This window comes from Achromobacter sp. ESBL13 (assembly GCF_036668755.1).
Lineage (GTDB): Bacteria > Pseudomonadota > Gammaproteobacteria > Burkholderiales > Burkholderiaceae_B > Achromobacter.
On the sequence record NZ_JAZEVT010000007.1, the window covers coordinates 273,607 to 287,737 of the forward strand.

Annotated in this window: 12 protein-coding genes; 10 read left to right on the forward strand and 2 right to left on the reverse strand. The window is 67.3% G+C overall.

All coding sequences use genetic code 11. The annotated features are described in order from the left end of the window. Positions 1–207: 207 nt before the first annotated feature. From glyQ to def, 8 genes are read left to right on the forward strand one after another with little or no spacing between them, the layout of a single operon-like run. The gene (gene glyQ / locus V6F88_RS24730) at positions 208–1,119 is read left to right on the forward strand and encodes a glycine--tRNA ligase subunit alpha (protein ID WP_046806489.1); all 912 of its coding nucleotides are present in this window, start codon (positions 208–210) and stop codon (positions 1,117–1,119) included. Further along, a complete protein-coding gene (gene glyS, locus V6F88_RS24735; protein ID WP_332612884.1) occupies positions 1,120–3,258 on the forward strand; it encodes a glycine--tRNA ligase subunit beta in 2,139 nt (712 codons plus the stop codon). Continuing rightward, positions 3,255–3,794, forward strand: coding sequence for a D-glycero-beta-D-manno-heptose 1,7-bisphosphate 7-phosphatase (gene gmhB, locus V6F88_RS24740; protein WP_314357448.1), 540 nt, complete (start codon positions 3,255–3,257; stop codon positions 3,792–3,794). Before glyS ends, gmhB begins: the two co-directional genes overlap by 4 nt. A gap of 4 nt (positions 3,795–3,798) precedes the next feature. Then, positions 3,799–4,527 (forward strand): lysophospholipid acyltransferase family protein, encoded by a 729-nt coding sequence (locus V6F88_RS24745; protein WP_046806492.1) that lies wholly within the window; start codon positions 3,799–3,801, stop codon positions 4,525–4,527. Next, entirely contained in the window at positions 4,514–5,545 is a 1,032-nt protein-coding gene (locus V6F88_RS24750) for a M48 family metallopeptidase (RefSeq protein ID WP_332612888.1), read from the forward strand. Before V6F88_RS24745 ends, V6F88_RS24750 begins: the two co-directional genes overlap by 14 nt. A gap of 20 nt (positions 5,546–5,565) precedes the next feature. Next, entirely contained in the window at positions 5,566–6,708 is a 1,143-nt protein-coding gene (locus V6F88_RS24755; RefSeq protein ID WP_332612889.1) for a 2-aminoethylphosphonate--pyruvate transaminase, read from the forward strand. A gap of 11 nt (positions 6,709–6,719) precedes the next feature. Further along, the gene (gloA, locus tag V6F88_RS24760) at positions 6,720–7,115 is read left to right on the forward strand and encodes a lactoylglutathione lyase (RefSeq protein ID WP_046806494.1); all 396 of its coding nucleotides are present in this window, start codon (positions 6,720–6,722) and stop codon (positions 7,113–7,115) included. Between the two features lie 11 nt (positions 7,116–7,126). Next, complete coding sequence (gene def / locus V6F88_RS24765) at positions 7,127–7,660, forward strand: peptide deformylase (RefSeq protein ID WP_332612891.1); 534 nt, start codon at positions 7,127–7,129, stop codon at positions 7,658–7,660. Here def and V6F88_RS24770 read toward each other — a convergent pair. Continuing rightward, on the reverse strand, positions 7,657–9,966 hold the full coding sequence (locus V6F88_RS24770; protein WP_332612892.1) for an acyl-CoA dehydrogenase: 2,310 nt from the start codon (positions 9,964–9,966) through the stop codon (positions 7,657–7,659). The genes def and V6F88_RS24770 overlap by 4 nt on opposite strands. Before the next feature lie 148 nt (positions 9,967–10,114). On the opposite strand from V6F88_RS24770, the gene V6F88_RS24775 reads away from it, so the two are divergent. Next, the gene (locus tag V6F88_RS24775; protein ID WP_332612894.1) at positions 10,115–11,344 is read left to right on the forward strand and encodes a nucleoside recognition domain-containing protein; all 1,230 of its coding nucleotides are present in this window, start codon (positions 10,115–10,117) and stop codon (positions 11,342–11,344) included. 51 nt (positions 11,345–11,395) lie between these two features. On the opposite strand, the gene pyk is transcribed toward V6F88_RS24775, so the two are convergent. Beyond that, positions 11,396–12,838, reverse strand: coding sequence for a pyruvate kinase (gene pyk, locus V6F88_RS24780; protein WP_332612895.1), 1,443 nt, complete (start codon positions 12,836–12,838; stop codon positions 11,396–11,398). 105 nt (positions 12,839–12,943) lie between these two features. On the opposite strand from pyk, the gene V6F88_RS24785 reads away from it, so the two are divergent. Continuing rightward, positions 12,944–14,086 (forward strand): glycerate kinase, encoded by a 1,143-nt coding sequence (locus V6F88_RS24785; RefSeq protein ID WP_332612896.1) that lies wholly within the window; start codon positions 12,944–12,946, stop codon positions 14,084–14,086. Positions 14,087–14,131: the final 45 nt, after the last annotated feature.

Sequence of the window (14,131 nt, forward strand, 5' to 3'; positions counted from 1 at the left end):
AATCATACGACCATTGGTTTCCAGGCGCAGCGGGGCCGCCCCCAAGCGTCCGCCAGGGGCACACTGGCCCGCCCGGGGGATGCCGTCCGGGCATAGATGTAACCGCGCGGCGGCGCCCGCCAAACGGGACGGCCCCGGGCCAGTTAAAATGCCCGGTTTCCCACGCCCACGGCAGGCCTTGCCCGGCGGTCGAATTCCAAGAATCCTATGCTCACCTTTCAGCAAATCATCCTTACGCTCCAGGAATACTGGGACAAGCAGGGTTGCGCCCTGCTGCAACCCTACGACATGGAAGTCGGCGCCGGCACCTCGCACACGGCCACGTTCCTGCGCGCGATCGGCCCGGAGCCGTGGCGCGCCGCCTACGTGCAGCCCTCGCGCCGCCCCAAGGATGGCCGCTATGGCGAAAACCCCAATCGCCTCCAGCACTATTACCAGTACCAGGTGGTGCTCAAGCCGGCGCCGCCCGACATCCTGGACCTGTATATCGGTTCGCTGAAAGCGCTGGGCATCGACCCGACGCAACACGACATCCGCTTCGTCGAAGACGACTGGGAAAACCCCACGCTGGGCGCCTGGGGCCTGGGCTGGGAAGTGTGGCTGAACGGCATGGAAGTCACGCAATTCACGTACTTCCAGCAGGTGGGCGGCCTGGATTGCACGCCCACCACCGGTGAAATCACCTACGGCCTGGAACGCCTGGCCATGTACCTGCAAGACGTGCAAAGCGTCTACGACCTGGTCTGGACCGAGGGCGCCAACGGCAACCGCGTGCTGTACCGCGACGTGTTCCACCAGAACGAAGTCGAGCAATCGACCTACAACTTCGAGCATTCGTCGGCCGACATGCTGTTTGCGCACTTCAACGACTACGAAGCCGAGGCCAAGCGGCTGATGGAAGTGCCGCTGGCGCTGCCGGCCTACGAGGCCGCGCTGAAAGCCGCGCACACCTTCAACATGCTGGACGCGCGCGGCGCGATCAGCGTGACCGAGCGCGCCGCCTACATCGGCCGCATCCGCAACCTGTCGCGCGCCGTCGCGCAGGCTTATTTCGATTCCCGCGAACGACTGGGCTTTCCCATGCTGCGCCGCAACCAGGCCGCCGGGGAGGCAGCATAAATGACGACGAACATCCGCCCCCTGCTGGTCGAACTGCTGACCGAAGAATTGCCGCCCAAGGCCCTGCAAAAGCTGGGCCAGGCCTTTGCCGAAGGCGTGCGCGCCACGCTGGAACGCCACGGCCTCTTGGCCGAAGGCTGCGCCGTGACCGCGTATTCCACGCCGCGCCGCCTGGCCGTGCACCTGTCCGCCGTGCTGGCGCAAGCGCCCGACCAGCCCTATGCCGAAAAGCTGATGCCCGCCAAGATCGGCCTGACCGAAGACGGCAAGGCCACCCCGGCACTGCAAAAGAAGCTGGCCGCCAAGGGCCTGGAAAACATAGACCTGGCCACGCTGGACCGCGAATCCGACGGCAAGCAGGACTACCTGGTGGCACGCGGCACCGCCACCGGATCGTCGCTGGCCGCCGGCTTGCAAGAAGGCATCGACACGGCATTGAACAGCCTGCCGATTCCCAAGGTGATGCGCTACCAATTGGCCGACGGCGTCACCACCGTCAAGTTCGTGCGCCCGGCGCACGGCCTGGTTGCCCTGTTCGGCGCCGATGTGGTGCCCGTGTCCACGCTGGGCATGCAGGCCGGCCGCGACACGCTGGGCCACCGCTTCATGTGCGCCGGCCCGGTGTCGTTTGCCGATGCCGATTCGTACGCCGCCACGCTGGCTGAAAAGGGCCGCGTCGTGGCGTCCTTCGAAGGCCGTCGCGATGAGATCCAGCGCCAGTTGCTGGACCACGCCGGCCGCCTGTCGGCCACGCTGGGCGATGACCCGGAAGTGGCCGCGCTGCTGGACGAAGTGACGGCGCTGGTCGAGCACCCCACCGTATATGTGGGCCAGTTTGAAGAGCAGTTCCTGCAAGTGCCGCAGGAATGCCTGATCCTGACCATGCGGCTGAACCAGAAGTACTTCCCGCTGTTCGACCCGGCCACCGGCCGCCTGACCCACCGCTTCCTGATCGTGAGCAACATGCACACGGACAACCCGGTGAACATCGTCGAAGGCAACCAGCGCGTGGTGCGCCCGCGCCTGGCCGACGCGCAGTTCTTCTTCGAAACCGATCGCAAGACGCCGCTGGCTTCGCGCGTGGAACAGCTGGGTTCCATCGTTTATCACAACAAGCTGGGCACCCAGCTTGAACGCGTCGAACGCGTGCGCGCCATTGCGCGCGGCGTGGCCGAACAGCTGGGTGGCGACGTTGCCGCCGCCGACCGCGCCGCCATGCTGGCCAAGGCCGACCTGGGTTCGAACATGGTGGGCGAATTCCCCGAGCTGCAAGGCATCATGGGCGCCTACTACGCAGCGGGTGACGGCGAGCCGGCCAGCGTCGTCGAGGCGCTGCGCACGCAGTACCGCAACCGCTACGACGCGCCCGTCACGCAAGACACGCTGACCGCCGCCACGCTGTTCATCGCCGAACGCGTGGAAACGATGGTTGGCATCTGGGCCATCGGCCTGGCGCCCACGGGCGAACGCGACCCCTTCGGCCTGCGCCGCGCGGCGCTTGGCCTGATCAGCGCGTTTGAACAGCTGGCGGCCGGCGGCTGGCTGAAGGTCAGCCAGGACGGCCCGCTGTCGCTCGACGGCCTGCTGGCCCTGGCCGCCGGCACCTTCGCCGCCGGCAAGATCCCGGCCGACACGCTGGCCGAAGTGCGCACCTTCATCTACGAGCGCTATCGCAACCAGCTCATCAACGATTTCGACCGCAACGCGGTGGAAGCCGTGATTGCGTTGACGCCGCCGCTGCACCAGGTGGCCGAGCGCGTGCGCGCCGCCGCCGCGTTCGCGCAGTTGCCCGAAGCGGCCAGCCTGGCCGCCGCCAACAAGCGCATCGGCAATCTGTTGAAAAAGGCTGAAGGCGAGATCGGTGCGGTGAACGACGCCACGCTGGTCGAACCCGCTGAAAAGGCCCTGGCCGCCACCGTCGCCAAGCTGCGCCCGCAGGCGCAAGCCCAGTTGGCCGCCGGCGACTTTGCCGGCAGCCTGTCCACGCTGGCGCAAGCCCGCGAACCGGTGGACGCCTTCTTTGCCGATGTCATGGTCATGGCCGAAGACCCGGCCGTGCGCGCCAACCGGCTGGCGTTGTTGAGCCAGCTGCATGGCCTGATGAACCAGGTGGCCGACATTTCCAGGCTGGCACAGTGAAACTGATCATCCTAGACCGCGACGGCGTCATCAATCAGGACAGCGATGCGTTCGTCAAGAATCCCGACGAATGGATCGCCCTGCCCGGCAGCCTGCAAGCCATTGCGCGGCTGACGCAGGCCGACTGGAAAGTGGTGGTGGCCAGCAACCAGTCGGGCCTGGCGCGCGGCCTGTTCGACATGGACACGCTGACCGCCATCCACACCAAGATGCGGCGCGAACTGGCCGCCGTGGGGGGCGCCATCGACGCCGTGTTCCTGTGCCCGCACGGGCCGGATGACAACTGCACCTGCCGCAAGCCGCGCCCGGGGCTGTTCGAACAGATCGGGCACCGCTACGACATCAGCCTGGCCGGCGTGCCGGCGGTGGGCGATTCGCTGCGCGATCTGCAAGCGTCGGCGGCCGTAGGCTGCGCGCCGTGGCTGGTGCACACCGGCAACGGCAAGAAGACGCTGGCCAAGGGCGGCCTGCCCGAGAACACCCGGGTCTGCGAAGACCTGTCGGCGGTCGTCGACATTCTGCTTCAGGACAATTGATTCAATGGCCCGGCTACGTTCGCTGCTGTATTTCCTGTTTTTGGCCATCACGGTCATCCCCTACGCGTTCCTGTGCATCCTGTGGGCGCCGCTGCCGCTGCATTGGCGCTACAAGCTGACGGTGGGCTGGCCGCGCCTGGCCATCTGGGGCGCCAAGGTGTTCTGCGGTATCCGCTGGCAGGTCAAGGGCTGGGAAAACCTGCCCGACGGCCCGGCGGTGATTCTGTCCAAACACCAGTCGGCCTGGGAAACGCTGTTCTTTCCCGCGCACATGCCGCGCGAAGTGTGCTTCGTCTACAAGAAAGAACTGCACATGGTGCCGTTCTTCGGGTGGGGCCTGGCGCTGCTGCGCATGATCGCCATTGACCGCTCCAAGGGCCGCGACGCCTTCGACCAGGTGGTCAAGCAGGGCCAGACGCGCATGGACGAAGGCCGTTGGCCGCTGCTGTTTCCCGAGGGCACACGCGTGCCGCCGGGCAAGACGGCGCGCTTCAAGATGGGCGGAGCGCTGCTGGCCTCGCGCACCGGCGCGGTGGTCATTCCCGTGGCGCACAACGCCGGCGAGTGCTGGCGGCGCAACGCTTTCGTCAAATATCCCGGGCTGGTCACCCTGTCGATCGGTCCCGCGATAGAATCCAAGGGACTCTCCCCCGACGAACTGAACCAGAAGGTTCAGGAATGGATCGAAGGGGAAATGCGGCGTCTGAATCCTGAAAGGTATGCCCAGCACTGATCAGCTCGAACTCTTGTTCGACATGCAAGAACACGACGCGCCCCACGGCGCGTCGCCGCTGATCGCCACGCCAACGCCAACGCCGCCGCCTCAGCCCAGGCTTGAACCGCGGCCTCAGCAGCAGCAACCCCAGCCGCAGCCCCAGCCCGTCACGCCCGTGAACCTGTTCCCCGACGCCGCCGAAGGCGACGCCGGCAAGGGCGAGCCGCTGCTGACGCTGTCGCCCAATGCCGCCTCGCGCGTGCCCACGCCCTGCCCCGATCCGCTGCCGCCCGGCGCGCGCTGGCGCGAAATCCCCACCGATCAACAGCCCATCGGCTTCGTGCTGCTGCGTTCGCGTCGGCGCAGCATCGGCTTTGTCATCACCGACGACGGCCTGCGAGTCACCGCGCCCAGTTGGGTCACGCTGGCGCAGATTGACGACGCCGTGCGCGAAAAAGCGCGCTGGATCGTCACCAAGCTACGCGAATGGCACGCCCGCAAGCAGCAGCTGGCCATGGCGCACACGCGCTGGCAAGCGGGTGGCGAACTGCCTTACCTGGGCAAGCGCATCGTGATCGGCGTGGGTGGCGACAGCCGCCAGTCGCGCCTGTCGGGCGATGCCGACGCGCCCGAGGACGGCGACACGCTGTGGCTGGCGCTGCCGTCCACGGCCGACCAAAGCCGTATCCGCGACGCCGCGCAAGCCTGGCTACAACAGCGCGCGGGCGCGTGGTTCGGCGCGCGGCTGGCGCACTTCCTGCATATCAGCGGCTTGAAGATCCGCCGCTGGCGGCTGTCGTCCGCCGCCACGCGCTGGGGCTCCTGCACCAGCGACGGCAACATCATGCTGAACTGGCGCCTGATCCATTTCGCGCCCGGCATCATCGACTACGTCATCGCGCACGAGCTTGCGCATCTGCGCGAGATGAACCACAGTCAGGACTTCTGGCGCGAAGTCGGCCAGATCCTTCCCGACTTCGAAGACGCCAAGAACATCCTGCGGCGCCACGACCCCGCTTCGCTGCCTCAGTTCTGAGGCGCACTGGAGACAAGACAATGTTGCTGCTGATTCCTGGCCCGGTCACGACCGACGCGCGGGTGAAGGCCGCCATGGCGCAAGACTACGCGCCGTGGGACAACGATTTCCGCGCAGCCTACCGGCAGGTGTGCGACGGCGTCTTGCACGTGGCCCAGGGCTCGGCGGACGAGCACGTGGCGCTGGCGCTGCCCGGCTGCGGCCACTTTGCGGTGGAAGCCGCCGTACGCACCTTCGTGCCGCCCGGCGGCCGCCTGCTGGCGCCGTCCACCGGCGCGTACGCGGCGCGCCTGCAAAAGCTGGCTAGCGACGCGGGGCGCATCGCCGTGCCGCTGGCGGTGGGCGCCACCGAACGGCTGGAGCCGGCCGCCGTGGCCGCCGCGCTGGAACAAGACCCCACGCTGACGCACCTGGCGCTGGTCTATAGCGAAACGGGCAGCGGCATCTGCCACGACGTGCCGGCATTGGCGCGCATTGCCCACGCGCTGGGCCGCCGCGTCATCGTCGACGCGGTGTCCGCCTTTGGCGCCTTGCCGCTGGATGTGTCCGCCCTGCCCGCCGTGGATGCCGTGGTGCTGACGGCCAACAAGTGCCTGGAAGGTCTGCCCGGCGCGGCGTTCGTCGTGGCCCGCCGCGACCGCCTGGAAGCCGCCCGCGGCAACGCGGGCAGCTGGTCGCTGGATCTGGCCGACATCTATCAACACACGCTGGCGCCCAATGCGGGCCCGCGCTTCACGCCCCCGGCGCCCACGCTGGCCGCGCTGGCCGTGGCGCTGGACCTGTACCGCCAGGAAGGCCGCGAGGCGCGGCTGGCGCGTTACACGGCCAACATGCGCACGCTTTATGATGGCGTCAGCGAACTGGGCTTGACGCCCTATCTGTCGCGCGATCTGCAAGGCCCCATCGTCGTCAACGTGCATGCGCCCGATTCCCCTAACTGGCATCTGCAATTGTTCGTGGACGCCCTGAAGGCGCGCGGCTACGTGCTCAGTAATTTCTTCAACACCGAACAACCCACGTTCCGGGTCGGCTGCATCGGCGCCTTTGGCGCGGACCAGATGCGGCAGGCAGTCGCCGCCATGGGCGGCGCACTGCGCGACATCGGCATTACGCGGCAACACTCGGGCAACCCCGGGTTCCTGCCACAACCCCTCATCGCCTAAGGAAGATCTCCATGCGTATGCTCCACACCATGCTGCGAGTCGGCAACCTTGATAAGTCCATCGATTTCTACACCAACGTGCTCGGCATGCGCGTCCTGCGCCGCAACGACTACCCCGAAGGCAAGTTCACGCTGGCCTTCGTCGGCTATCAAGACGAGTCCGAAGGCGCGGTCATCGAACTGACCCACAACTGGGACACCGAAAAGTACGACCTGGGCAACGGCTACGGCCACATCGCGCTGGAAGTGGACAACGCCTACGAAGCCTGTGACAAGGTCAAGGAACGCGGCGGCAAGGTCACCCGCGAAGCCGGTCCGATGAAGCACGGCAAGACCGTGATCGCCTTCGTCGAAGACCCGGACGGCTACAAGATCGAGTTCATCCAGAAGAAAGGCCGTCAAGACTGACGCGTACCGCCATGATCCACCCCATCCTGAAAATGGGCGACCCGCGCTTGCTGCGCGTGGCCCCGCCCGTCGATAAATTCGACACGCCCGAGCTGCACGCCCTGATCGACGACATGTTCGAAACCATGGCGGCGGCACAAGGCGTGGGGCTGGCGGCGCCGCAGATCGGCGTGGACCTGCAAGTGGTGATCTTCGGCTTTGACCGCAACGACCGCTACCCCGACGCGCCCCCCGTGCCGCAGACCATCTTGTGCAACCCCGTCATCACCCCCTTGTCGGACGAGATGGAAGACGGCTGGGAAGGTTGCTTGTCGGTGCCCGGCCTGCGCGGGCTGGTGCCGCGCTATCGCCACATCCGCTACAGCGGCCGCGACCCGTATGGCCGGCTGATCGAGCGCGAAGCCGAAGGCTTTCACGCCCGTGTGGTGCAGCACGAATGCGATCACCTGATCGGCCGGCTGTACCCGTCGCGCATCCAGGATTTCACGAAGTTCGGCTTCACGGAAATCCTGTTCCCCGGCATGGACCCGAACGCGGACGATTAAGCGTCGGGTTTGGGGGCTGGGTCGGAAACGGACGTCGAATCAGGGCTTGCCGCCTGGGGCGACAGCGCTTGCGGCGCAAAATCATCCACCTGCAAGACCTTGGACACCACCGCGTCCGCCGCCTCCAGCTGCGCCGCCTGCGCGTCCGTGATAGCGCCCAGCTGATGCGCCTCGCGCCAATTGCGCACGTTCGACTGGCGCAGGCGGTCGCGGATGGGCTGCACCGCGTCAACCAGCGCAAAGGCGCGGGTCAAGTCCGCCAAGGGGTCGCTACCCGCGCGGCCACCGCCCAGCAGTACGCCGGCCGCCGCGCCGCTGCCCGGCTCGCGATGCAGGTCGGCCGCCAGCCGGTCATGGATGGGCGACGGCTTCAACAGCAGTTCGGCGCAGGCGCGCGTCAAGGCGTCGTTCGGCCCGCGCGCCAGGCGCCACGGCAGGATGGCGGCGCGCAGGCCCCACGCCAGCACGCGGCCCGGCAGGTTGCGCAGCACTTCGTCCAGGCTTTTCTCGATGCTGGCGTAGCCCTGTTCCATGCACCAATGCACCAGGGGCAGATCGTCGTGCTTGCGGCCTTCGTCTTCCCAGCGCTTGAGCACCGCCGACAGCAAATAAAGCTGCGACAACACATCGCCCAGCCGCGCCGAGATCATTTCGCGCCGCTTCAGCCCGCCGCCCAATTGCGCCAGTGTGGCGTCGGCCAACAACGCAAAGCCGGACGCATAGCGTCCCAGCCGCCGGTAGTGCCCCGCCGTGGGGCCGGACACCGGCGACGGCGCCAGCAAGGCGCCCGACCAGGCGCGGCCGATCGCGCGCAGCGTGTTCTTGCCGGCGTGCCGCAGGTGGCGCCAGAACACATCGTGGAAGACCTCGATGCCACGTTCTTCGTCGGGGTTGGCCAGCGCCAGCATTTCGGGCATTAGATAGGGATGCGCGCGGATGGCGCCCTGCCCGAAGATGATCAGGTTGCGCGTCAGGATGTTGGCGCCTTCGACCGTGATGGCGATGGGCACCGCGCGATACAGCGCGCCCAGGTAGTTGCTGGGGCCGTCGATGACCGCGCGGCCCGCGTGCACGTCCATCGCGGCGTTGACCGAGTCGCGCATGCGTTCAGTGGCGTGGTATTTCATGATGCCGGACACGACGGCCGGCTTCACGTCCTGGTTCAGCGCGGCGCAGGTCAGGCGGCGCGCCGCCTCGACCAGATAGGCGTTGCCCGCCAGCCGGGCCAACTGTTCCTGCACGCCTTCGAACTTGCCAATGGGGATGCCGAACTGCTCACGCACCCGCGCGTACATGCCGGTGGTGTGCGCGCACATGACGGCGGCGGCCGCTGACAGCGACGGCAGCGAAATGCCGCGCCCGGCGGCCAGGGCGCTCATCAGCATCTTCCAACCCTGGCCGGCGCGGGCCTCGCCGCCGATCAGCGCATCCAGCGGCACGAACACATCGCGCCCTTTGTTCGGGCCGTTCTGAAACACCTGCATGGCCGGCAGATGGCGCCGGCCGATTTCCACGCCCGGCGCCTCGGTGGGCACCAGCGCCACCGAAATGCCGATGTCTTTCGGGCCGCCCAGAATGCCGTCGGGGTCGGACATCTTGAACGCCAGCCCCAGCACCGTGGCCACGGGCCCCAGCGTGATGTAGCGCTTGTGCCAGTTGAGCCGGATACCGATCAGTTCGCGGCCATCGACCACCTGGCGGCAGACAACGCCGGTGTCCACCATGGACGCGGCGTCCGAGCCCGCCTCGGGGCTGGTCAGCCCGAAGCACGGCACCTCGCGGCCATCGGCCAGGCGCGGCAACCAGTAATCACGCTGCGCGGGCGTGCCGAACTGCATCAGCAGTTCGCCGGGGCCTAGTGAATTGGGCACCATGACGGTCACGCCCGCCGTGATGGAATAGGCCGATATGCGGCGCACGACTTCGGAATGCGCGTAGGGGGAAAAGCCCAGCCCGCCGTAACGGCGCGGGATGATCATGCCGAAAAAACGCTGCGATTTCAGAAAGCTCCAGACTTGCGGCGGCAGGTCGCGCCGGTTCCAGGTGATGTCCCATTCGTCCAGCATCGTGCACAGCTGCGCCACGGGGCCATCGATAAAGGCCTGCTCTTCGGGGGTGAGGGTGGCGGCGGGCACGTCCAGCAGCTTGCGCCAATCGGGGTTGCCGGTGAACAGGTCGGCGTCCCACCAGGTGTCTCCGGCCTCGATGGCCTCGCGTTCGGTGGCCGACATGGGGGGCAAGGCGTTGCGCGCCCAGCGGTACGCGGGTTCCGAGATGCGGCGACGGCGCCAGGCATTGAAATCCATGAGTGTCCCTCACTGTTATGGCCCTAGGGCGGTTCGGCCCAAAGTACCAGAATTGGCGCCGCGCGGCCAAGCTGGCCAGGGCTGACTCTGCGACAATGAGCGTCCCCGCGCTGGTGCGCAATCAACCGCTGTCCGGGCATCGTCACGCATGCTGAACAAACTCTGGCTGGGCTTCTTCCTGACCGCCGCCGCCGCCGCGCTGTACCGCTGGCTGGCCATCGGAGACCCCGACGTCTTTCGCCTGATGGTGGCCAGCCTGTTCGACATGGCGCGCGTGTCGGTCGAAGTGATGGTGCTGCTGTTCGGCACGCTGACCTTGTGGCTGGGCTTCCTGCGCATTGCCGAAGCCGCCGGGCTGGTGGAAAAGCTGGCACGCCTGCTGGGGCCGCTGTTTGCGCGCCTGATGCCGGGCGTGCCGCGCAATCACCCCGCCATCGGTCTTATCACGCTGAACTTCGCGGCCAACGGTCTGGGGCTGGACAACGCGGCCACGCCCATCGGCCTGCGCGCCATGCGCGAACTGCAATCGCTGAACCCCACGCCCGACACCGCCAGCAACGCGCAGATCCTGTTCCTGGTTTTGAACGCGTCATCGCTGACGCTGCTGCCCGTCACGCTGTTCATGTTCCGCGCGCAGCAGGGCGCGGCCGATCCCACACTGGTATTCCTGCCCATCCTGCTGGCAACCAGCGCGTCCACGTTGGCGGGCTTTCTGGCCGTGGCCGTGTGCCAGCGCCTGCGGCTGGCCGACCCGGTGGTGATGCTGTGGCTGGGCGGCGCGGCCTTGCTCATGGGCGGTTTCATGGCGCTGCTGGCCGGCATGTCGGCCGCGGCCATCGCGTCGCTGTCTTCGGTGATGGGCAACCTGGCGCTGTTCGGCATCCTGCTGGCGTTCCTGGTCGTGGGCGCCTGGAAAAAGGTGCCGGTCTATGAAACGTTCATCGAGGGCGCCAAGGAAGGCTTCGACATCGCCAAGAGCCTGCTGCCCTATCTGGTGGCCATGCTGTGCGCGGTGGGGGTGCTGCGCGCATCGGGCGCGCTGGATTTTTTGCTGGACGGCATCCGCTGGCTGGCGCTGCAAGCCGGCTGGGACACGCGTTTCGTCGACGCGCTGCCCACCGCGCTGGTCAAGCCGTTTTCCGGCAGCGCGGCGCGCGCGATGATGCTGGAAACCATGACGCACTTCGGCGTGGACAGTTTCCCCGCCCTGCTCGCGGCCGTGATGCAGGGCAGCACCGAAACCACGTTCTACGTGCTGGCGGTGTACTTTGGGTCGGTGGGGATATTGCGCGCGCGCCACGCGGTGGGCTGCGCGCTGATCGCCGATGCGGCCGGCGTGCTGGCCGCCATTGGCGTGTGCTACTGGTTCTTTGGCTGAAGCCGGCCAGGCGGGCGTAGCGGGGCCGGGTCGCGGCCCGGCCAGCCCCGGTCAATCCACCAGCAGGATCTTCATGCCGTTGGTGCCGCCGCTGTCGCGGTAGAAATCGCCCTTGGTCAGGATCACCCAGTCGCCCGTCTTCACCAGGTTGCGCTTGCGCAGTTCGTCAATGGCGGCCTCGCTGAGTTCGGCCGGCTCGTAATCCGACGGCGCGAACGGAATGGTGTAGACGCCCCGGAACATGGCCACGCGGTTCTGCGTCAGGCTGTGCGGGCTGTAGCAGTAGATCGGCACGCCGGAACGGATGCGCGACATGATCAGCGGCGTGTGCCCGCTTTCGGTCAGGGCGATGATGGCCTTGACGCCCGGAAAGTGGTTGGCCGCGTACATCGCGGCCAGCGCAATAGTTTCATCACAGCGCGTGAAGGTCTCGCCCATGCGGTGGTGCGACACGGTGGACGTCGGGTGCTTTTCCGCACCCAGGCAAACGCGCGCCATCGCTTGCACGGTTTCAACGGGATACTGGCCCGACGCGCTTTCCGCCGACAGCATCACGGCGTCGGTGTAGTCCAGCACCGCGTTGGCCACGTCCGACACTTCGGCGCGCGTGGGCATGGGGCTGGAGATCATGGATTCCATCATCTGCGTCGCGGTGATGACCACTTTGTTCAGCGTGCGCGCGTGCTGGATGATGCGCTTCTGGATGCCGACCAGTTCGGCATCGCCCACTTCCACGCCCAGGTCGCCGCGCGCCACCATCACGCCGTCGCTGGCGCGAATCAGCGAGTCCAGGGCTTCGTCGTCAGCCACGGCTTCGGCGCGTTCGATCTTGGCGATGATCCATGCCTGGCTGCCGGCTTCGGCCAGCAGGGCGCGGGCCTCGTCGATGTCGCTGCCATAGCGCGGGAACGACACGGCCACGTAATCCAGTTCCATTTCGGCCGCCAGCTTGATGTCGACGCGGTCCTTGTCGGTGAGGCTGGGTGCGGACAAGCCACCGCCACGGCGGTTGATGCCCTTGTTGTTGGACAGCGGGCCGCCAACGGTGACGGTGGTGTGGACTTCGTCGCCTTCGACGCGATCCACCACCAGCACGACACGGCCGTCGTCCAGCAGCAGTTCGTCGCCCACGCGGCAGTCGGTCACCAGTTCCGGATAGTCGATGCCGACGATGCTGGCTGTGCCCGCCTCCTTGGGATGCACGCGCGACAGCGTGAATGGCTGGCCGACGTGCAGCTGCACCAGCTTGTCGGTGAAGCGCGCAATACGGATCTTGGGGCCTTGCAGGTCGCCCATGATGGCGACGAAACGGCCCTGCTTGGCGGCAATGTCGCGCACCAGGCGCGCGCGGTCGCGGTGATCGTCCGCGCTGCCGTGCGAGAAGTTCAAACGGGCCACGTCAAGGCCGGCGCGGATCAGCGCTTCAATGCGTTCGGGCGTCGAAGTCGAAGGGCCCAAGGTGGCAACAATTTTGGTGCGGCGCAATACAGGCATGACGGTCCACTCTCGCAAAAACAACGAAAGCGCTATGGTACGCCGCCTGCGTCGGCGCGGGTATCATGGCCCTTACTCCGACCGACATCGAGGCGACCCAAACCCGTGAAAATCGTCATTGCTCCCGACTCCTTCAAGGAAAGCGTGTCCGCGCCCGACGCGGCGGCAGCCATCGCGCGCGGCGTGAAAGCCGCCTGCCCCGGCGCCCACACGATATGCGTGCCCATGGCCGACGGCGGCGAAGGCACGGTCGAGGCCGTGCTGGCCGCCACCGGCGGCAAGGAACAGCAGCTGACGGTGAACGACGCGTTGGGTTACAAGGTCGACGCCGTGTGGGGCCTGCTGGAAGACGGCACGGCCGTGATCGAAATGGCCGCGGCGGCGGGGCTGGAACTGATCTCGCCGTCCAAGCGCGACCCGATGCGCGCCAGCAGCCACGGCGTGGGCGAACTGATGCTGGCGGCCGTGAACGCGGGCGCCACGCGCATCATCCTGGGCTTGGGCGGGTCCGCCACCAACGACGCGGGCGCCGGCATGCTGACGGCGCTGGGCGTGCGCTTGCTGGACGCCGCCGGCAACAGCCTGCCGCCCGGTGGCGGCGCGCTGGGCAAGCTGGCCGCCCTCGACACGCGCGGGCTGGATCCGCGCCTGGCCAACGTCCACATCGATATCGCATCGGACGTCGACAATCCGCTGTGCGGCCCGCATGGCGCATCGCACGTGTTCGGGCCGCAAAAAGGCGCCACGCCGGAACAGGTGCTGGCGCTGGACCAGATGCTGTCGAATTTTGCCGATGTGTGCGCGCGCCACCTGGGCGTGGACCATCGCGACGAACCCGGCGCGGGCGCGGCGGGCGGTTTGGGCTTTGCGGCCAAGGCGTTTTTGCAGGCGCACTTTCGCCCGGGCGTCGAAATCGTGGCGGAACTGGGCGGCCTGGCCGACGCCATCGAAGGCGCCACGCTGGTGTTCACCGGCGAAGGCCGCATGGACGCGCAAACACTGCGCGGCAAGACCCCGGCGGGCGTGGCCAAGATCGCGCAGCAGGCGGGCGTGCCGGTGGTGGCGTTGGCGGGGTCGCTGGGCGAGGGCTACGAAGCGCTGCACGCGGGCGGCATCACCGCCGCGTTCAGTTTGGCGCCCGGTCCCATCACCTTGCAGCAAGCACTGGCCGACGCGGAAAAGCTGCTTGCCGAGCGTGCGCGCGACGTCATGCAGCTATGGATGGCCGCGCAAAAACGGATGTTGTGATGCGCGTGGCGCGGATAGCGTGGCATGCGCCACGCCTGCATTGCG

What these genes read in the sequence shown, in the direction of transcription:
- glyQ (WP_046806489.1), top strand. Translation starts at nt 208, where the DNA reads ATGCTCACCTTTCAGCAAATCATCCTTACGCTCCAGGAATACTGGGAC.
- glyS (WP_332612884.1), top strand. Translation starts at nt 1,120, where the DNA reads ATGACGACGAACATCCGCCCCCTGCTGGTCGAACTGCTGACCGAAGAA.
- V6F88_RS24745 (WP_046806492.1), top strand. Translation starts at nt 3,799, where the DNA reads ATGGCCCGGCTACGTTCGCTGCTGTATTTCCTGTTTTTGGCCATCACG.
- V6F88_RS24750 (WP_332612888.1), top strand. Translation starts at nt 4,514, where the DNA reads ATGCCCAGCACTGATCAGCTCGAACTCTTGTTCGACATGCAAGAACAC.
- V6F88_RS24755 (WP_332612889.1), top strand. Translation starts at nt 5,566, where the DNA reads ATGTTGCTGCTGATTCCTGGCCCGGTCACGACCGACGCGCGGGTGAAG.
- gloA (WP_046806494.1), top strand. Translation starts at nt 6,720, where the DNA reads ATGCGTATGCTCCACACCATGCTGCGAGTCGGCAACCTTGATAAGTCC.
- def (WP_332612891.1), top strand. Translation starts at nt 7,127, where the DNA reads ATGATCCACCCCATCCTGAAAATGGGCGACCCGCGCTTGCTGCGCGTG.
- V6F88_RS24770 (WP_332612892.1), bottom strand. Translation starts at nt 9,966, where the DNA reads ATGGATTTCAATGCCTGGCGCCGTCGCCGCATCTCGGAACCCGCGTAC.
- V6F88_RS24775 (WP_332612894.1), top strand. Translation starts at nt 10,115, where the DNA reads ATGCTGAACAAACTCTGGCTGGGCTTCTTCCTGACCGCCGCCGCCGCC.
- pyk (WP_332612895.1), bottom strand. Translation starts at nt 12,838, where the DNA reads ATGCCTGTATTGCGCCGCACCAAAATTGTTGCCACCTTGGGCCCTTCG.